Below are 18,699 nucleotides of genomic sequence, written 5' to 3'. Positions count from 1 at the left end.
GGCACGTTATGCCTAGAGACCAGGTTCTCCAAGCAGGTTAACAATGTGATATGCGAGATAACTCTTCTCGGCATCGGTAACGACAACGTTATAGGTAGACGCTAAGTGGTCGGCAATTGACTCCGCACACGAGAACGCCCTCGGATACGCCGTTTCATCGATACGGAACAGCGCGTCGCCATTGACCTGCCCCGCCGCGGGATCGAGCGCCCGCTGCGCAAAAAACTGCAGATGGCGAACGAAACGCTCGTACGGCAACGAGGTGACGTCAAGGGTCGTGGCATAGTGCTCGGAAACAATCGCGAGCACGTCGCGAACAAGCTGGACCGAAACAATCAGACGGTCAGAGCGCTGCGGCATGGTGGCGTTGACGATATGCAGCGTAATAAAACCCTGCTCTTCTTCGCTCATCTGGATGCCCATATACTCCTTGATAATCTGCAGCGCACGGCCCGCAAGCGCATACTCCTTGCGATAGAACTGCTGGATCTCGAGCAGCAACGGATTCTCGCAGGGGACGCCCTTACGCTCGCGCTCCAAAGCAAGACTGATATGGTCTGCGAGAGCAATGAGAATCTTGTCGTTGATATCAACATTGAGCTCTCGACGGAGCATCTGAACAATGTCCTCGGAAATCACGAGGTTGACGGTGGGAATGGACTCCAAAAGATGTGCCAAGCGGTCAATCGTACGCGAATCCTGAGAAGTGCCCTCCTGCAGCGCATAGGTCTTTTCGACCGATGCTTCATCGATAGCGTCGCCGGCATGACGGCCAAAGCAGAGGCCTCGACCGATGACAATGAGCTCGGAGCCATCGTCCGAAGTGACCATTGCGACGTTATTGTTGAAAACTCGCTTGATAACCACGGTACCCACCACAAGAATTTACTCGGAAAGCCAGACGACAGGCTCTTTAACAGCAACAGGGCCGGAAGCATGCTCACGAAGAGTCGAGTTCTCCGAACGCTCGCATACAATAACGAAGACCGTGGGATCGAAGCCGGCGGCGCGGACCGCGTCAAAATCGACCTCAACGAGGGGCTGGCCCGCGTCGACATGGTCACCCTGGGCAACAAGCGCATGGAAGCCCTTGCCCTCAAGTTTAACAGTGTCGATTCCGATATGCAGCATCACCTGAGCAGAGCTGTCGTCGGACATGATGCCCAGTGCATGCTCGGTCGGGAACAGCGCCGCGACGGTACCGGAAACAGGAGCGCACACCGTTCCCTCTTGGGGAACCACGGCAACGCCATCGCCCACGGCACGGCTGCTAAAAGCGGGGTCATTGGTATTTTCTAGATGAACAAGCTCGCCGGAAACAGGAGCGAGGATTTCGAACTCGGAAGTTGCAGTCTTCTGCTCATCCGAACCGCCCATCAGGCGAGAAAAGAAACCCATGGTGGCATGTCCCTTCATAAATATAGCCCAACCAAAATCAAGCGAATGCATCCATAGAGACACACCCGTTCAAAGACTTTGGTTAGGCCCACGTCCGAGGGACTCGGTAACCTTCCGCATTTCTTTTTACGGGAGCTATTGTAGACAAGCCCAAAGCCAGAACAATCATTATGACCGGTGAGCGGTATTTTTTCTTCGATAAACGGTATTTAAGCGGCACTTAGGGACGTTCCTTTTCTGCCGGCACCCAGGGGCGCTCCTCACTCTGGTGCATTGGGGACAGGTTTGTTTGCACCAGGTTGGTGCAGATTAACCTGGCCCCATTGCACCAATTTCGTATGCGCTAGACAAAGAGCTCGCATTCCTTCCGCACGACGCAAACCTTGCTCAGCATCTGAGAAACAGCGGATAGCTTGTTGGGATCAAGCTTACGAGCGCCTCGCGGGCATACGGCAATGCAGCGCATGCAGGAGATGCACGCCTCGCCAGCTGCTCGTTTGGGGTCACCCTTGTCGATAGCACAAACGGGGCACGCCGCGGCGCATGCACCGCAGGAGACGCAATCCTCTGTTGCCTCAGGTGCCATGCGGTGACCTCTGGCTTGTTTATAAGGACGATTGCCGGGAATAGAGGGCTCGGATGTATCCTCAGCCAACAGCTTTTGCTGAATTTGCTGCGCAAACTCTGCGAGCTGCGCCGCATCCTGCGCATCCGGACGACCGGCAGCAAACTGTCGCGCAATGGAATGTTCTGCAATGGCTGCAACTGCCGCGATTACCCGGAATCCCGCATGCTTCGCAACGTCCTCCAGCTCTACGAGCGTGTCCTCAAACGCGCGGTTTCCGTAGACGCACACCAGAACGGCCCGCGCTCCGTTGCCGTGAACCATGTTCAGTCGGTCGACCGCCACGGCAGGGACTCTGCCGGCATACGCTGGCACGGAGATAACAGCCACGTCGTCCTTCGTCATCGAGACCTCGTGGAAATCCAACCCGCTATCGGTCAGATCGACGGTAACGGTCTTTTTGTCCAGCGCTCCAGCCACAAGGCCAGACACCTTCTGCGTTCCACCCGTCGGACTAAACACAATTTCGAATACGCTCATCTAGACACCCTCCCCCTACGCCTGGCAACGCGTCAAGCCGTTTTCACATCCAGCCAGAGTATACGGCACGTAGGGTCCCCGTTTTAATGCACCAAGCACCCCAATGCACCCACCCTACGCTGTCTGCCTCTTCGTTTTGTATAAATTACGGTACAGATTGTATATATTTACGGGATACCGCCGTGTTCTCCTGAGGTACCCTATCCTAGCCCGTGCAAAAAACGGAGTATTCTGCAACGTGACCGCGCCAGCACCGCCGCGGGCGGGCAAAACTGTAGGGCGCTGCGTCATTTAGGGTTCCGACATAGCGAGAATGACGTACCTTTGCTTCGAAAAACGGCGAAATCTAACTCAAAACGCTCATAGGGGGTATCTGAAGGCCACCGTTGGCAATACCGAATCGTATGCAGCCAGCTAGAGCTGCTGAATACTCCAAAAAATGCACGGCACACCCCATGGGACCCATTGCCGCATGGCAGGAAACAGGCCCACGGCATCTTCTAGATGCATTCCCGAGGAAATCACATTTGAACTAGCGATCGGATACGGCAAACAAAAAGGGCCCCGAGCATAATCTGCTCGGGGCCCAAACTCATCTCGCCTCACCGCGCGACGGGTGTGTTACTTGCGCTTGCCGCCGCCGTCACCGGGGCGACGGGAGCTACCGCCGCGCTTGCCACCACGGCTGTTGCCATAGCTGCCACGGTTATCGCGACCGCCGGCACGGCCGCCACGGGAGCCGGTCTGGTTGCCGCCACGCCCGCCACGATAGCCGCCACGGCGCTCCTCGCGGGTGTCGTCGTAGTTGCGCCAGTCATCGCGACGATCGCGGCTGGCACGCGGGTCACGACGATCGCGCGACTCGTTAGAACGACCAGCGCCGCCGCGGCCGCCATTGCTGCGAGCACCCTCGCGACGCTCGCCGCCGCGGCTACCGCGCTCTTCAAAGCGCTTGCCGCCACGGGACTCACCGCCACGGGCACCTCGCTCACCGCGACCCTCGCCGCCGCGACGCTCATCACGGCCACCGCGCTCATCATCGCGACCGAAACGACGACGGTCGCCCGAGCCACGCTTGCCGCCACGCGAGCCACGGCCCTCGCCCTCGCGCTCAACACGGCGACGACCGCCGCGGTCCTCGTCCTCGCGGCGACGGCGATGAGCCTCGCCCTGGAACTGTTTGGCACGGCGCTCGGCACGGTTGCCGCACGGGGCCTGCTCGACGACAGCAGCACCGCCGCGCTCCTCGGCAGCCACCTCGCGGGCCACGCTCTCCACAGCCTCGTCTACGCGAGCCTGAACGCCCTCGCGCACGCGGGTCTTGCCGCCGCGCTTGGGACGGCTCGGACGCTCGCCGTCGCCGCGACGCTCGTCTCGGCCGCGGTTAGAACGACCGGCCACATCGCCGTAATCGTCGCCGTTGCGTTTGCCGTCGCGACGTGCCTGCTCAAGCTTCTTCTTGCTCTTGGACTTGCCGCGCTTGGTCTTCTTCTTCACCTTAAAGGCCGCAGGGTCGCGCTCGGGATCAACCGCAGGCGGATTGGGACCCACGTGCAGGTCGCCGGCCTCGTAGATGTCGGCGGTCTTGTCCATGAGCTTCTCAATCTCGTAGAACTCGTCCACGTCCTGCTCGGTCACAAACGTGATGGCCCAGCCCAGCTCGCCGGCGCGGCCCGTGCGGCCAATGCGGTGGATGTAGTCGGTCGGCTCGGCCGGCACGTCAAAGTTCACGACGTAGCGCACATCGCTAATGTCGATGCCGCGGGCGAGCACGTCGGTTGCCACCAACACGTCGACGGTACCGTCGCGGAAGGCCGAAAGGGCACGCTCGCGCTGGGCCTGGCTGCGGTTACCGTGAATCGCAGCGGCCTTGATGCCTTTGCGCTCCAGACGACGGCAGCAGCTGTCGGCGCGGTGCTTGGTGCGCATAAAGACGATAGTGCGCTCCGGGCCCTCCTTTTTGAGGAACTCGGGCAGCAGGTTGTTCTTGGCCTCGATGGACACCGGGAACACAAACTGGTCGACGGTGTCGGCGGTCGACGTGGCCGGTGCGATCTCCACGCGGGCCGGATCGCTCACCAGGTCGGTGATCTCGCCCACGGCCTCCTCGTCGAGCGTCGCCGAGAACAGCAGCGTCTGGCGCTCGACCGGCGTCTCGCGCACAATACGGCGAACGGCGGGCAAAAAGCCCATGTCGAGCATGCGGTCGGCCTCGTCGAGCACCAGCACCTTGACCTCGTTCAGGTGGCAAGCGCCCTGCTCAATCAGATCGACCAGACGGCCCGGCGTGGCGACAAGGATGTCGCAGCCGTACTTGAGGGCCGCGGTCTGGGGCTTGTAGCTCACGCCGCCCACGACGGTCACGGCGACATGGCCGGTGACGTCGGCAATCTTGCCGGCGACCTCGTCGATCTGCTGTGCGAGCTCGCGCGTGGGGGTGATGACGAGCATCACGGGACCGCGGCCGTTGCCCTCGGGCTTTTTAGCACCGCGACGACGGTTGCGGCCGCCGCGCTCGCGTACGGGTTTGGGAGGAGCGATGTGCTCCAGGTTGTTCATGGTCGGCAGCAAAAAGGCAGCCGTCTTGCCGGTGCCGGTCTGAGCGGCGGCAAGCAGGTCGCGACCCTCGAGCACCACGGGAATCGAACCGGCCTGCACGGGCGTGGGCGCCGTGTAACCCAGGTTCTCGATGGCACGAAGCATCTCGTCGGAAAGGCCCAGCTCGTCAAAGGCGGGCAGGCTCTCGGTAGCGGACTCAACGGCCTCGGCGGCATTGGCCTCGTCGGCCGCGTCGAAGGCAGCCTGAGTCATGGCCTCGCGGGTCTCGTCCAGAATCTCGGCGTCGGTGACGTCGGATACAGAATTACGCATATGTTGTTGTTCCTTATCTGCACGCGCAATGGACACGGCATGCGGCCGCGCGGGCGTGCTTGGTAGTGCGCTAATACATACAAAACAGGTGCGCACAGAGAGGACGTTGCTCAGCACGCTGGCGATCGCTTTGGCAGCCCTATCACGCGCCGTCCAGACGCAGCAGCTCTAAGCGATGGAGCAGATTCGCCGCCGGTTAGTATACCCGCACTCCGTATGCCCCCACGTAAACCACAGATGACGAGGCGGACGGGGCGGGCCCGGCTGATTGTCTCAATCTGTAACGGCTGCGAAGCAAAACCGGCCCCTAATTTTTCAGAATAAGACAGAGAGGGATTACCGTCCAGTCATAACCAAATCTCTCAGGCTTCCTGCAATTTCGAACATGTGGCCTATAATGTTGCTTTGGTTACGCTATATATTGCGCAGCCATTTAATACGTCGCCCACCGGGGGGCATTAATTCCTATCGTCATATTGGCTAGGAAGCAATCAAAGGAGGTATCCGTGGCAGCAGAGACGCCTTGCTCGGTCCTCTATAACGATATTCGCTCGTTCGGCGGTCTCAAGCATCTCGAAATCGCCCGAATGCTCATCAATGGAAACTCTTATCTCGGCAGCACCCTGCTCGAGAAATGTTCTTCCAACCGCTCGTATCTCACCCGCTACATCGTCCATCGCGAGCCCGACCAGTGCGCACCCGCCATCTACAGCGACTTTACCGTCACCACGCTCAACCTTTCCGCGGCAATCTGTAGCAAGCTCGGCGGCGGCGAGTCCGCCTATCAGGCAATCGCCGAGCACTATTGCGGTCCGGCAGCCAACGAAATGATGTCAGCTCTCGCCAGCTACAAGCTGGACAGCCGCCTATATGCAAATGCCCTCAATCACATCGACAACTTTGATGGCAATACCGTGCGCGAAAAGAGCACGCTCTTCCTGATGCTCTTTGTGGCAACGGGCGCACTCGCCGATCCCGCCCAGGGCGTGGCGACCGTTGAGCGCTTTTGCGATAGTAAAACTGGCGGGCATTTTGGCACCACCGAGACCACCGTCGGACGTGGCTTTATGGGCAGCCTGGAGCAGCCGCGCGCCGTCGCCCCCAACCTCGGTCTGCTCAGGACACATGCCGACGACTGCGTCGACATGCAAATCCATCCCCTCACACGCGATCCGCGCGGCACCGTGATTGGTTCTTTGCCCAAAACCTCGCCCAGCATCACCGATGTAGGCGCCGACGCCTCGCGCGAGCATCTTCGTATTTGGCTCGAGGGTGGGCACTGGTACGCCCAGGGCCTTGGATCGACCAACGGCACAGTGCTCGAATCGGGCGCGGGTGACGGCGATATTGTGATTGAGCCGCCGCGCGACCAACGCGAGCCTGGCAAGATCTATCCCCCGGTGAAAATCGAAAACAGCGACAGGCTCCATCTGGGTCTCTACACGACATTCCTTGTCATTGTGGACTAGCGCGGACGGCGATCAAAAGACGGTCGCCGTCCGTCTTTCGTCTTCTACCTTCTGCATCGTAAACGACAATACTCAACGGTATACGTGGGTAGTGCGGCTATCATGGTATTTTGCCGATATCCGCACTGCCCACGTATACGCGCGGCAACCCATGCCAGACAAAGGAACGCCATGGATACTACCGATAGCGCCTATGGCGACAAACTCATCCGTCTTGACACGTTCGACACCGCCGTGGCGGTAGACCCCAGCGCCGAGGATGATGCCAAGCGTCGGTTTATGACGCTTATTCTCCAGACGGCCCACCGCGACAACGGCAACATCGGGCACGTGCTGCGCGCGACCAACACGAGCGGCGAGGTCTTTGCCGTCAAGCTACTCAAGGACAACGCCATTCTTTCCGACCAGACGCCCGATCGCTCCGCCGAGCAAGCGGCTGCGCACCTGGCTAACACCGCCGCGCTGTTCGAGGAGTACCGTCATCTGTGTACCGTCTCGCACCTGCGCGGATTTCCGCGCGTCTATGGCTACGGATCGTGCGAGGATGACCCGCTCATCCTCATGGAGTGGGTCGAGGGAACATCGCTCAAGCAGGCGCTGCCCTTGCTTCCGCACGATGCCTCGGGCGGGCTAACCACCCAGATGGTGGCCGCCGTTGGAAGCGCCGTGCTTCGCGCACTCTTGATGACCCAAGGCCTTGTGAATCCGGTCGTCCATCGCGACCTGTCGCCTGCCAATATCATGTTCCGCACCACCAGCCGAACGCTCGAGCAGCAGATTGCCGATTGCTCCTTTGACCCCTGTCTCATCGACATGGGCTCCGCGACCATGGCCCTCGGTGACGATACGATCACCCGGCGCGCCGACATCTGGCGCTTTGCCACGCCCGCATACGCCGCGCCCGAGATGCTCACGCAGGATATCGAAGGCATCGCGGCCCTTCGCCGTTCGCCGGCAATCGACGTCTATGCGCTTTCGAGCATTCTGTACCAGCTCTACAGCGGTCGCAAACCGTTTGACTTTGAGTCGACGGACGCCGCTGCAACCGGCTCGTTCTATCTCGTAAAGACCAAGACCAAGCCGGCACCGCTCGAGCCGCGATGTGAGGGCGACAAAGCGCTTGTCCAGATCATCATGAAAGGCATCTCAGTCGAGCGGTGCGATCGTCCCACCGAGCAGCAGATGCTCGAGGTGCTCTCGGCATACCTCACCGATTCCGAATCCGAAGGCCGCGAAGGCGCAGGAGATGAGGCCGCAATCGACATCGACTCCGGTACACACCTTAAGGTCGACGTCGCCGGCGAGCGCGCGCGAGAGATCCTGGCGCAGGCCCGGCACGATGCCATGACCCACCGCCGCTTTATTATCGGTGGCGTTGTCGCAGCCGTTGCGGGGCTCGGCGTTATCGGGGCGGCAACCCATGGCTTTGGCATCCCCGACTACCTGGATGGCATCCGCAGTTCACTTGACGACTACACTTGGGATCAGCTGCAGGAGATTTCGCTCAAGATTAAGGCCGCCGAGACCCGTAGCGAGGCACGCGAGATTGCCAAGCGCTATCACCTGCTTGATGCCGATGGGCATATCCCCTATCCGTGTACCAAGCGTGTCACGCTCACCAACGGGCTGCAGGTCGGCGCGCAGCTTGTGGGCATCCGCCACGACGAGCTTCTAGACGGTACGGGCAAGGCCAGACTGACGTTTATGTTCGATGCCGGCATTGCCGAACGCGATGCCGCGGCCCAACCGTTGAGCGCCGGCTGGGCAGATTGCGAGCTGCGGGAATGGCTCGATAACGACGGCCTTAAGCTGCTGCCCAACGAGTTGCGCGCACTCATCAAATCTGTCAAAAAGATCTCGAATAACGTTGGCGCCGCTAGAAGCGCATCGTGTCTGAGCGAGCTGCCCGCAACCCTTTGGCTGCCCGCCATGGTCGAGCTGTGCGGAGTGCAGCCGCCCGAGTCATTTGCCGAGGGCTTTCACTACCTGGCCGACATCTATAACGGCGAGGGCAAGGAGTACCAACTCTTCCGCGAGCTCAAGGTAAGTCCGTACACCACGAACGAGACGTTGGTTCGCCAGTGGAAGGGCAAGGATGTCTGTTGGTGGGAGCGTACGGCAAGCCCCGACACATCGGAGAGCGAAGGCACGCTCTATATGAACCGTGTGGGCTACGACGGCGACGTCTTTACGTACGCAACGCCTGCGGAAAAGCCAAGCAAGCGAACCTGCGTGATCCCCGGGTTCTGCATCTAGGGAGCGGGCGTCTTGCCGTGACGGGACCCCTCCCCGGCAATTGTCTAGATCTGTAACACCAGCTCGGCAGATACAGGTCTAGATGTTACGGAACGAGACAAAACCCCAACCCCGCGAGACAACATCTCAATCTGTAACAGTAAGGGGTCAAAAAACTCTCTAGATGTTACAGATTGAGATGATTGGTTAGGACGGCCACCGATTGAGCAGCCGCCCTCATCTGTAATGAAAAGTCATACATTCCAACCATTACTGGACACCCCCAGGGGGTATGGGTGTATAGTATCAGCAGGTTAACAATTCCAACAGCGAACCACAGAAAGGAGAAGCCATGGCTCAAGATAAGTTCGACGTGGGTGGCATGACATGCGCCGCCTGCCAGGCGCACGTGGATCGTGCCGTGAGCAAGCTCGACGGCGTCGAGAGCGTCGCGGTCAATCTGCTCGCCGGCTCTATGCTGGTGGACTACGACCCCGCGCAGGTCACCCCCGACGACATCTGCACCGCCGTCGATCGCGCTGGCTACTCGGCCTCACCCGTCAGCACGGGCACCGACGCCGCCCAAAGCGGCAGTACGCAAGCCAGGTCCGGCGCCGCCCATATGGAGTCGCCCACCAAAAAACTGGAGGCCGCCGCCTCTGCCATGCGCACTCGTCTCATCGTCTCGATCGTATTCCTCATCCCACTGTTCTACATAGGCATGGGGCACATGCTTGGCTGGCCGCTGCCCGGCATTTTCACCGACCATACCCACAGCATGACGCTCGCCCTCACCGAGCTCGTCCTGCTTATCCCCATCGTCTATGTCAACGACGCGTACTTTATCAACGGGTTTAAATCGCTCGCGCACGGCGCGCCCACCATGGACGCCCTTATTGCCGTGGGCGCCACCGCTTCCGTCGCCTGGTCGTTCTATGCCATGTTTATCATGGCCGACCAGCTGGCCGCCGGGCAAATCCACGAGGCCATGATGACGAGCATGGGCAACCTGTATTTTGAGAGTGCGGGCACGATCCTGTCGCTCGTCACCGTGGGCAAATACCTCGAGACACGCAGCAAATCCAAGACCGGCGGCGCCATCGAGGCGCTCATCGACCTGGCGCCCAAGAGCGCGACCGTCGTGGCAGAGGACGGCACCGAGACCACCGTCGACGTCGACAGCATCCTTCCCGGCCAGGTCCTGCGCGTACGCCCCGGAGAGTCCATCCCCGTCGATGGCGTGGTGCTCGAGGGCAGCTCGGCCGTGGACGAGAGCGCGCTCACCGGCGAGTCCATCCCCGTGGAAAAGACCGCCGGCGACACTGTCAACGCGGCCACGGTCAACCGCACGGGCTCGTTTACCTTCCGCGCCACGCGTGTGGGCGCCGACACGTCGCTCGCCAAGATTATCCAGCTCGTCGAGGACGCCAACGCCACCAAGGCGCCCATCGCCCGCATGGCCGACAAGGTCGCCGGCGTGTTCGTGCCCGTGGTGTTTGTAATCTCGGTCGTGACCTTTGTAGTGTGGATGGCACTGACCGGCAGCATGAACGAGGCGCTCACCTCCGCCGTGGCCGTGCTGGTGATCAGCTGCCCTTGCGCACTGGGTCTGGCCACGCCCGTCGCCATTATGGTGGGTACCGGCAAGGGCGCCGAGATGGGCATTCTGTTCAAGAGTGCCGAGGCGCTGGAGAATCTGCGCAGTGTGGGCACCGTGGTGCTCGACAAGACGGGCACGGTCACCCGCGGCAAGCCTGCCGTGACCGATATCGTAGTAGCCACGCGTGCTGACGGCTCGCCCGCCATGAGCGAAAAGTCGCTGCTCAAGCTGGCCGCCGCGTTGGAGCGCTCGAGCGAGCACCCGCTGGCCGAGGCGATTATGGCCGAGTGCGAGGCACGCGGAATTGTCGCGCGCATGGTCGAGGACTTTGCCGCCGTGCCCGGTCGTGGCGTAACGGCGCGCGAGGGGCAGAATGTCATCGCCGCCGGCAACGTACGCCTGATGAACGAGTTGGGCGTTACCGTGCCCGCGGGTCTTACCGAGCAATTTGCCGCCGAGGGCAAAACACCGCTGTTCTTTGCCAAGAACGGCGAGCTTGTCGGCACCATCGCCGTGGCTGACGAGGTCAAAGAGACGAGCGCCGGGGCCATCGCCGCGCTCCGCAAGCTCGGCGTCGACGTGCGCATGCTCACCGGCGACAACCGCGTGACGGCCAAGGCTATCGCCCGCCGCGTGGGACTCACCAGCGAACAGGTCATCGCCGACGTCCTCCCCGCCGACAAGGAACGCCACGTGCGCGAACTGCAGGATGCGGGCGGCAAGGTCGCCATGGTGGGCGACGGCATCAACGACTCCCCCGCCCTGGCGCGCGCCGACGTGGGCCTTGCGATCGGCACCGGCGCCGACATCGCCAAGGAAGGCGCCGACGTGGTGCTCATGCGCAGCGACCTTATGGATGTTGCGCGTGCCATCGAGCTTTCGCGCGCCACGATCCGCAACATCAAGCAGGACCTGTTCTGGGCGCTGTTCTACAACGGCATCGGCATCCCACTCGCCGCAGGCGTGTTCTTCCCCCTCACCGGCTGGCAACTCTCGCCGATGTTTGGCGCCGCGGCCATGAGCCTGTCGAGCGTGTGCGTCGTAAGCAATGCGCTGCGCCTGCGAACCTTTAAGCCTAAAGTGGCAAAATAGGCTCACTATTACGTCCATTTAGAACGGGTTTTCCAGGTGCCAGAGATTGACCTGAAAGAGGAGCGACGCGTACTTTGGTACGCGAGCGACGGCTTGAAGGTCAAGGTCGGGTGCCTGGGAAAGCCGACACAACAGAGAGGAATACCGATGCGATACACAATCAAGACTTCCGGCCTCATGTGCGGCCACTGCGACGCTACTGTCGAGACGGCACTGCTCAACGTTGCCGGCGTGACCGACGCCGATGCCGATCACGAGACTCAGACCGTACAGGTGGAGTGCGCCGACACCGTGACCGCCGAGCAGCTTGCTGCCGCCGTCGAGGGCGCCGGCGAGAAGTTCCACGCCCTGTCCGTAACCGCCGCGTAGCAGCTACCAGAGACATTCGACCCCATCGACCAGAAACGAGGACCCGCCATGATGGCAGACCATAAATCGGTGACCCGCATGCTCAAGACGGCACGCGGTCAAATCGACGGCATCCTGCGGATGGTCGAGGAGGACCGCTACTGCGTCGATATTTCCACGCAGCTCATGGCAACGCAGGCGCTCCTCGCGCGCATTAACGCCGACGTGCTCAAGGCCCACATTGAGGGCTGCGTCGCCTCGGCCATCGAATCGGGCGACGAGGAGCTCAAAGCCGCCAAGCTCGCCGAGATCGAACGCGTCGTCGACAAACTCGCCAAGTAATTGGTGCAATGGGGACAGGTACGTTTGCACCACATTGGTGCAGATGAACTTGTCCCCCTTGCTCTAAATCGGGTATAAAGGCGTGCAGCATATCGAATGAAAGGCAATGTGCATGAATGACTTTATGAAGGGTCGCAACGGCGCCGATGAGCTCACCATCGTGATGGGCTTTGCCGGAATCGTCATCGCGATGATCGGATCGATGGCCCGTATCCAGTGGCTCAGCTGGATCGCCATCGCCGTGATCGTGTTGGGCGTGCTGCGCGGCCTGTCCAAAAACATCGACGCGCGCCGCAAGGAGAACGATGCCTTTGTCGCGGCGACCGCAAACGTCCCCGGCCTAGGCAAGTTCGTCGCCAGCTTGGGCGGCGGGACTGCGGCCGCCAACGCCTCGCGCGCGGCCGGCACCAGCAAGGAAGACTTTGAGCGCGCCAAGCGAACGGCCAAGAAGATGTGGAAGGGCCGCAAGACCACGGCGTACCTCAAGTGTCCCAACTGCGGTCAGATGCTGTCCGTCCCCAAGGGCAAGGGCAAGATCCGCGTCACTTGCCCCAAGTGCCACGCCAAGATGGAAACGCGCTCCTAGCAGCTACACCATAGGAAAAATAAAAGCCGAGGCCTCGTGTTGAGACCTCGGCTTTTTGCATGCGGCAACGGAGCTGCCCCTTTGTCACATCTACGCCACACCGTCGCGGGCCAGCTCCTCAGCCAGCGCCTCGGCAGGCATGGCCATAATCGCGTCGAGCTCGGCGTCCACCTCGGGAATACGCTTCACCTTGAGCTTGCGTACCAGATCACCGCGACACATCACATGCGTCGGCTCACGCAGAGCGCACAGGTCATCGAGCGGATTCTTGCGCGTCACCAGGATATCGGCGGCCTTGCCGCACTCGATCGTACCGGTCTCGCCGCCCAGCCCCAGCAGCTCGGCGTTGACTTGCGTAGCCGTATGCAGCGCGAAGGCGTTGCTCACACCGACATACTTGGCAAAATAGGCAACCTCACGCCACATGTCGTACTGCGTCACGAACGGGCAGCTTGAGTCCGTGCCCAGGCCCACCTTAATGCCAGCTTCCAGTGCGGCACGGGCGCTCTCGATGATGCCCGAGCACACGATGTCGCCGTTCTTCTTTTGGGTGTCGGTCGAATGGGTCTTTTCCGGATCGAGCAACACAAACGGCAGCGCCGGACTAATCGTGCAGGTCACACTCGGCGCACGTCCCTCGAGCTGTGTTCCCGCGGCGCCGCGGTACAGCTCCAGAATCTCAGGCGTCATCGGAGCGCCGTGCTCGATTGTGTCGACGCCGGCCTGGAGCGCGGCGCGTACGCCCTCGGTGCTCTCGACATGGGCCATAACCGGCAGGCCCACCTCGTGCGCCGCCTTGCACGCCGCCGCGGCGACATCGAGCGGCATGCGCAGCACACCCGGCTCGCCCACCTCGGTCGCGTCGAACACGCCGCCCGTCACGAACAACTTGATGACATCGGCACCGCGCGCATACAGGTCTCGCACCTGCTCGGCTGCCTCGACGGGGCTGTTGGCCACCTGGGCGAACAAGCCCGCACCATGGCCGCCCGGCACCGTGACGCCCGTTCCCGGCGCTACCAGGCGCGGACCCTGATACTTACCGGCGTCGATAGCGTCGCGCACGGCAATGTCGGCAAACAGCGGGTCGCCCGCGCCGCGCACCGTGGTCACGCCGCTTGCCAGCTGCTGCTGGGCACTGCCCTTGAGGATGCGGCGCACGATGGCGCGCCCCACGGGATTATCGAGTTTCTTCATCAGCGCTCCCGCATCGCCGGCCGAGACAGGCTTGCCCGAGCCGCACAGGTGCACGTGCATATTGATGAGACCGGGCATGAGATACGCACCACCCAGGTCGATAACCTCGGCACCTGCAGGCGCCTGCGCCACAGCACTCGGCCCCATCCAGGTGATGACGCCGCGCTCAACAGTCACGGCCATATCGGGTTGCGGCTCCATATGCTCCGAACCATCCAGAATGGTCGCATTGATAAACAACGTGGAACGATCGGCAGATGCCATATCGAGCTCCTCCCTCACGATTAACTTGAACATTTGTCCATTATCACCTAGTCCCGCTGGATTGCTGCAGACGCATCGGTTAACGGAAGGAAGAGGGGATGTGGGGAGACGGAACACGTTGCAGTCCCACCCCAGCGACACCAGGGAAATGTCTCAATCTGTAACAGGTACAGGGTTATTGGGCCCCTTGATGTTACAGATCGAGACATTCGGTCGACGTTTCACCGGCTTGTCTCGATCTGTAACAATTACGAGCTCAAACAACCTCTAAACGTTACAGATCGAGACAAAACCTCTCAGCGCCCATACCACTGGCATCTCCACTCCTCAGCCAATTCAACCTGCCGAGGAATACCCGCCAGCCTCATTTTCTCGACTAGCTTCCCCGGGCCTTTGAGTTCGTTAAACGTAAACCGAAGCACCTTATGCCCGAGCATTGTCAGATGAGATTCCCGCTGACGCTCTGCCACGAATGGGTCAACCGACTCCCGACCCTCGCCGCTCTGCAAGGTGTACTTCCCCTTTCCGTCGAGCTCGCCGATGACACACGTCCCGTCCTCGAGCCGCCAAAAATAGTCGACGCGAAACACCTGGCTCGGATCGAGCGGGTCGCGAAACTCCACCTGCAGCTCCGGAACCGGAAAGCCGTACGCAATAAAGAATGCTCGGAACCGAGACTCGCCGCCGTTTTCAGACAGCCCGTCCGCATACGACGCAATCACCTGTGCCCTGCGATACCCTCGCCTGCCCTCGCAATCGGCGCGGAGGCGCTCGCACAAATCCCCACGTGATACGCCTTTCGCCCGCAGTGCAGAATCGGCAATCGCCAACCCGTAGGAGAACGGCGCACGCAGTAGGCAATCCTCCACCGTGCGCCAAAACGACGTCACCCGCACGCCATCAACATGCTCGAGTGCGCCCGCCATCTGCGGACGCAACAACCTGCACCCGCCGCTCAACGTCACCGAACAACCCGTCTTAACAAGAAAACGCGACCCAAGCAGATCATTCGGCACCTCCAGACCCCACAAAAGCGCCGCGTCATAGCCCCAAAACGCCCAATCGGGATGAAACTCTGCAAGCCCTTTGATGGTACGCAGCGTTCGCTCCGCCGGCGTCAGCACACCCCAATCATGTTGAAAGCAGAACAAATACGGCTCGGGTTCCGCGATATCGTCGGTTCCAACATGACGCCGCAGCCACATGAGCTCGGCATTGTCGTGTGTCACAAGCAGCACGCCTTGTTCAGCCGCCTCCGTGAGCCTGGCAAGCATCCTATTCCGCGCCAACGTGTTGCGAGTCGTATGCTTGTGTTTGAGAACGGTATTAGGCACTTCCATCACCACCACATCGGACAAATGGACCATCGTCACCGTTGCCTCCGCTGATAAATGTCTTGATCTGTAACAGGAAGACAGTCTTTGAGCCTCTAGTTGTTACAGAACAAGATCTTTCGGCAGCCGCCAACCTTTGTCTCGATCTGTAACAGCAAGGTCGACTTTTAGCCTGTAGATGTTACAGATCGAGACATTCTCCCAACCCGTTGCCGAACATCTCAATCTGTAACAGTTACGGGCCCAAACAGCCGCCAAACGTTACAGATTGAGACAAAGTCAAGGCAGCAGGGCGACACCAGTCACATCCCCTACTCCCACTCCTGCTCGTAAATATTGAGCGACTTCACGTAGCGCCCCTGGGCGCCCATGATGTCGCGGACCAGCCGTAAGAAGAAGCTGATGCACGAGGTGTCGAAACCGTCCTCCAGGTCCTCCGGATGCACGGCACCTGGCCCGTCGACCGCTGTGTCACTCAGGCGCGCGATGTCATACAGATAGAGCTGTCCCACCGTCAGCCAGACATCGTCGACGCAGGCGAGGCGCACCGCAATGGCACCGTCGCTCCAATGCTCCTTTTGCACGATATGCGGGTCGTAGACATCAAAGCGATGATCGGTGCGCGTGTCACGCAGCACGACCATACCAGCTGCAGGATCCTTGTCCAAAATGCCAAAACGCGAAAAGTAATGCGTGCCGCGCACTTGCTTAAGCCGCTTGAGCGCCGCGGGCGCAAGCGATGCCGGCGGTTCGTCAACATACAGCTCCAGCAGCGTCGCGCCATGATAATAGGGGCGCTCAAAGAGCAACCAATCGGTAAACGCCATGTTGTAGGCCATGATTTCGTTTTGAGAAGGTTCCTCGCAATAGCTGAGCCACGGATCGACAATAATTTCGAACTGCTCGCGCGCCGGCTCCAAAAACTGGAACTTCCGCAGCATCCAAAATTGGGCCATGTCGGCAATATCGTTGCCGACGGCTTCAGCCAGCTCTGCTCGGTCAAAAACTTGGTCAGTCATGGCATCCTCCTCAAACTGATGGACCTCAATTTGAGCTTACGGGGAGGGTGGGCAACCGAGGCAAGCGCGGGCAAAATAGGCCTTCGACTGCAAACCAGATGCTAACCAAACACTTGACGGGACACTTGACCGAATGAGTCCACCGCAACAAAACCGCAGGTAGACATAGACAGCCAACCCGCCCTTTTGAGCCAGATGCCCGCAGCCACCACAGAAACAACAGGTGACCACAGCCCAAGAAGTCGACAAATGAACACCCGTACGTCGACAAACGAGCAAATCGCTCGCAAAGAGTGTCCCCAACGACTAGACAAAAAATGACTAGTCATTGAGGACGTTCTTAAATGACTACTTTACAGCTCCAGCGCCTCGGCGACCTCGGCTGCGCAGGCCAGGGCATCGGCCATAGCACTCACCACGAGCGAGCTGCCGTTGCGGGCGTCACCGGCCACGTACACCGGTGCGGCATCCGCGGCGACGCCGTCGACACGCGCCGCAAGATGCGAGCCCTCGGCAGCCATCACCGGCAGCGGACGACCAGCGGTGGCAACAGGCACGCCGACAGCGTCGAACACGCTGTGCTCCGGGCCCGTAAAGCCACAGGCGATGAGCACCAGCTGCGCCGGCACCTCGCGCTCGGAACCCGCGATGCGCTCGGGCTTTCCCGCCGACCAGTCCAGATCGACCACGCGCAGACCCGCAGCCGCGCCCTTCTTGTCCAGCAGCACCTCGAGGGTGTCCACGCCCCAGGCACGCATCTCGCCACCCATGGCGGCAATGGCCTCCTGCTGGCCATAGTCGGTCTTCTTCACATTGGGCCACTGCGGCCAGGGGTTGCTCGCCGCGCGCTTATCGGGCGCAGCCGGCAAGAACTCAAACTGGCGCACGCTGCGCGCACCCTGGCGCACCGCGGTACCCACGCAGTCGTTGCCCGTATCGCCACCGCCAATGACCACGACGTCCAGGCCGCGACCGTTCACCGCGGGCTCGCCGCCATCGAGCACCGAGACGGTCGAAGCCGTCAGGTAGTCCACCGCGTACACCACGCCCGGAGCATCCACGTTCGCAGCCGAAAGCCCGCGCGGGGCACGGGCACCAGCAGCCACCACGACAGCGTCAAAGCCATCGAGCTTGGCTGCCACCGCAGGGTCCGTCACGTCGGCGCCCAGCTCAAACACAATGCCCAACTCACGCATGAGCGCCACGCGACGCTCGACCACGGACTTCTCGAGCTTCATGTTGGGAATGCCGTACATGAGCAGACCGCCCGGGCGGTCGTCGCGCTCAAACACCGTCACGCGAGCACCGCGACGCGCAAGCTCCCATGCTGCCACCAGACCAGCAGGACCGGAGCCCACCACGGCAACCGTGGGTGCGCCCTCCCCTGCCGGCTCAAAGCGACGCGGACCGCCGTTGGCCCACTCATGGTCGCTGATCGCACGCTCGTTGTCATGGATCGTCGTGGGCTCGCCATCGACCGAACCCAGGTTGCACGCGGCCTCGCACAGCGCCGGGCACACGCGACTCGTGAACTCGGGCATGGGCGAGGTAAGTGACAGGCGCTCGGCAGCCTCGTCCCAACGGCCGCGGTACACCAGCTCGTTCCACTCGGGAATCAGGTTGTGCAGCGGACAGCCGCTCGGACGTGCCTTGCCAAAGCTCGCGCCCATCTGACAAAACGCCACGCCGCACATCATGCAACGGCTCGCCTGGGCACGGCGCGCGTCGTCGTCGATCTCCACGTACAGCGGATCGAAATCGCGGCTGCGCTCCTCCACGGGGCGAAGCTCGTGGGTCACGCGATCGATATCAAGAAAAGCACCGGGCTTACCCATGGCA

Annotated in this window: 14 protein-coding genes; 6 read left to right on the top strand and 8 right to left on the bottom strand. The window is 61.1% G+C overall.

The genetic code is table 11. The features are described 5' to 3' along the window. Window positions 1–12 precede the first annotated feature (12 nt). The 4 genes from PMX72_RS03080 to PMX72_RS03065 all read right to left on the bottom strand — a co-directional run bounded on the left by PMX72_RS03080 (window position 13) and on the right by PMX72_RS03065 (window position 5,374). A complete protein-coding gene (locus tag PMX72_RS03080) occupies window positions 13–867 on the bottom strand; it encodes a PRD domain-containing protein (RefSeq protein ID WP_117862088.1) in 855 nt (284 codons plus the stop codon). Between the two features lie 18 nt (window positions 868–885). Further along, window positions 886–1,398, bottom strand: a complete 513-nt coding sequence (locus PMX72_RS03075) for a PTS sugar transporter subunit IIA (protein WP_158549283.1) — start codon at window positions 1,396–1,398, stop codon at window positions 886–888. 343 nt (window positions 1,399–1,741) lie between these two features. Beyond that, the gene (locus PMX72_RS03070) at window positions 1,742–2,503 is read right to left on the bottom strand and encodes a ferredoxin family protein (protein ID WP_117786968.1); all 762 of its coding nucleotides are present in this window, start codon (window positions 2,501–2,503) and stop codon (window positions 1,742–1,744) included. Between the two features lie 621 nt (window positions 2,504–3,124). Further along, window positions 3,125–5,374, bottom strand: a complete 2,250-nt coding sequence (locus tag PMX72_RS03065) for a DEAD/DEAH box helicase (RefSeq protein WP_271728982.1) — start codon at window positions 5,372–5,374, stop codon at window positions 3,125–3,127. A 506-nt stretch (window positions 5,375–5,880) separates the two neighbouring features. On the opposite strand from PMX72_RS03065, the gene PMX72_RS03060 reads away from it, so the two are divergent. The 6 genes from PMX72_RS03060 to PMX72_RS03035 all read left to right on the top strand — a co-directional run bounded on the left by PMX72_RS03060 (window position 5,881) and on the right by PMX72_RS03035 (window position 13,046). Beyond that, on the top strand, window positions 5,881–6,843 hold the full coding sequence (locus tag PMX72_RS03060) for an FHA domain-containing protein (RefSeq protein WP_271728983.1): 963 nt from the start codon (window positions 5,881–5,883) through the stop codon (window positions 6,841–6,843). A 171-nt stretch (window positions 6,844–7,014) separates the two neighbouring features. Next, window positions 7,015–9,099 (top strand): protein kinase domain-containing protein, encoded by a 2,085-nt coding sequence (locus PMX72_RS03055; RefSeq protein WP_271728984.1) that lies wholly within the window; start codon window positions 7,015–7,017, stop codon window positions 9,097–9,099. A 331-nt stretch (window positions 9,100–9,430) separates the two neighbouring features. After that, the gene (locus PMX72_RS03050; RefSeq protein WP_271728985.1) at window positions 9,431–11,770 is read left to right on the top strand and encodes a heavy metal translocating P-type ATPase; all 2,340 of its coding nucleotides are present in this window, start codon (window positions 9,431–9,433) and stop codon (window positions 11,768–11,770) included. Between the two features lie 147 nt (window positions 11,771–11,917). After that, entirely contained in the window at window positions 11,918–12,139 is a 222-nt protein-coding gene (locus PMX72_RS03045) for a heavy-metal-associated domain-containing protein (RefSeq protein ID WP_006235338.1), read from the top strand. 48 nt (window positions 12,140–12,187) lie between these two features. Continuing rightward, window positions 12,188–12,460, top strand: coding sequence for a metal-sensing transcriptional repressor (locus tag PMX72_RS03040; RefSeq protein ID WP_117583949.1), 273 nt, complete (start codon window positions 12,188–12,190; stop codon window positions 12,458–12,460). Window positions 12,461–12,572: 112 nt separating this feature from the next. Beyond that, window positions 12,573–13,046 carry a hypothetical protein gene (locus PMX72_RS03035; RefSeq protein ID WP_118206024.1) on the top strand — a complete coding sequence of 158 codons (474 nt, stop codon included), beginning with the start codon at window positions 12,573–12,575 and terminating at the stop codon, window positions 13,044–13,046. Between the two features lie 90 nt (window positions 13,047–13,136). Here PMX72_RS03035 and PMX72_RS03030 read toward each other — a convergent pair whose 3' ends face one another. The 4 genes from PMX72_RS03030 to PMX72_RS03015 all read right to left on the bottom strand — a co-directional run bounded on the left by PMX72_RS03030 (window position 13,137) and on the right by PMX72_RS03015 (window position 18,695). After that, window positions 13,137–14,507 (bottom strand): amidohydrolase family protein, encoded by a 1,371-nt coding sequence (locus PMX72_RS03030; protein ID WP_271728986.1) that lies wholly within the window; start codon window positions 14,505–14,507, stop codon window positions 13,137–13,139. A gap of 296 nt (window positions 14,508–14,803) precedes the next feature. Continuing rightward, window positions 14,804–15,880 (bottom strand): hypothetical protein, encoded by a 1,077-nt coding sequence (locus PMX72_RS03025; RefSeq protein ID WP_271728987.1) that lies wholly within the window; start codon window positions 15,878–15,880, stop codon window positions 14,804–14,806. 272 nt (window positions 15,881–16,152) lie between these two features. Further along, complete coding sequence (locus PMX72_RS03020; RefSeq protein ID WP_271728988.1) at window positions 16,153–16,860, bottom strand: hypothetical protein; 708 nt, start codon at window positions 16,858–16,860, stop codon at window positions 16,153–16,155. A 353-nt stretch (window positions 16,861–17,213) separates the two neighbouring features. Next, window positions 17,214–18,695 carry a glutamate synthase subunit beta gene (locus PMX72_RS03015; RefSeq protein ID WP_271728989.1) on the bottom strand — a complete coding sequence of 494 codons (1,482 nt, stop codon included), beginning with the start codon at window positions 18,693–18,695 and terminating at the stop codon, window positions 17,214–17,216. Window positions 18,696–18,699 lie beyond the last annotated feature (4 nt).

Source organism: Collinsella aerofaciens (assembly GCF_028207065.1).
GTDB lineage: Bacteria > Actinomycetota > Coriobacteriia > Coriobacteriales > Coriobacteriaceae > Collinsella > Collinsella aerofaciens_AR.
Note: the sequence above shows the minus strand (reverse complement) of the source record. Positions and strands in the feature narration are given on the sequence as shown.

What these genes read in the sequence shown, in the direction of transcription:
- PMX72_RS03040 (WP_117583949.1), top strand. Translation starts at nt 12,188, where the DNA reads ATGATGGCAGACCATAAATCGGTGACCCGCATGCTCAAGACGGCACGC.
- PMX72_RS03020 (WP_271728988.1), bottom strand. Translation starts at nt 16,860, where the DNA reads ATGACTGACCAAGTTTTTGACCGAGCAGAGCTGGCTGAAGCCGTCGGC.
- PMX72_RS03030 (WP_271728986.1), bottom strand. Translation starts at nt 14,507, where the DNA reads ATGGCATCTGCCGATCGTTCCACGTTGTTTATCAATGCGACCATTCTG.
- PMX72_RS03045 (WP_006235338.1), top strand. Translation starts at nt 11,918, where the DNA reads ATGCGATACACAATCAAGACTTCCGGCCTCATGTGCGGCCACTGCGAC.
- PMX72_RS03035 (WP_118206024.1), top strand. Translation starts at nt 12,573, where the DNA reads ATGAATGACTTTATGAAGGGTCGCAACGGCGCCGATGAGCTCACCATC.
- PMX72_RS03055 (WP_271728984.1), top strand. Translation starts at nt 7,015, where the DNA reads ATGGATACTACCGATAGCGCCTATGGCGACAAACTCATCCGTCTTGAC.
- PMX72_RS03050 (WP_271728985.1), top strand. Translation starts at nt 9,431, where the DNA reads ATGGCTCAAGATAAGTTCGACGTGGGTGGCATGACATGCGCCGCCTGC.
- PMX72_RS03070 (WP_117786968.1), bottom strand. Translation starts at nt 2,503, where the DNA reads ATGAGCGTATTCGAAATTGTGTTTAGTCCGACGGGTGGAACGCAGAAG.
- PMX72_RS03065 (WP_271728982.1), bottom strand. Translation starts at nt 5,374, where the DNA reads ATGCGTAATTCTGTATCCGACGTCACCGACGCCGAGATTCTGGACGAG.
- PMX72_RS03075 (WP_158549283.1), bottom strand. Translation starts at nt 1,398, where the DNA reads ATGGGTTTCTTTTCTCGCCTGATGGGCGGTTCGGATGAGCAGAAGACT.
- PMX72_RS03015 (WP_271728989.1), bottom strand. Translation starts at nt 18,695, where the DNA reads ATGGGTAAGCCCGGTGCTTTTCTTGATATCGATCGCGTGACCCACGAG.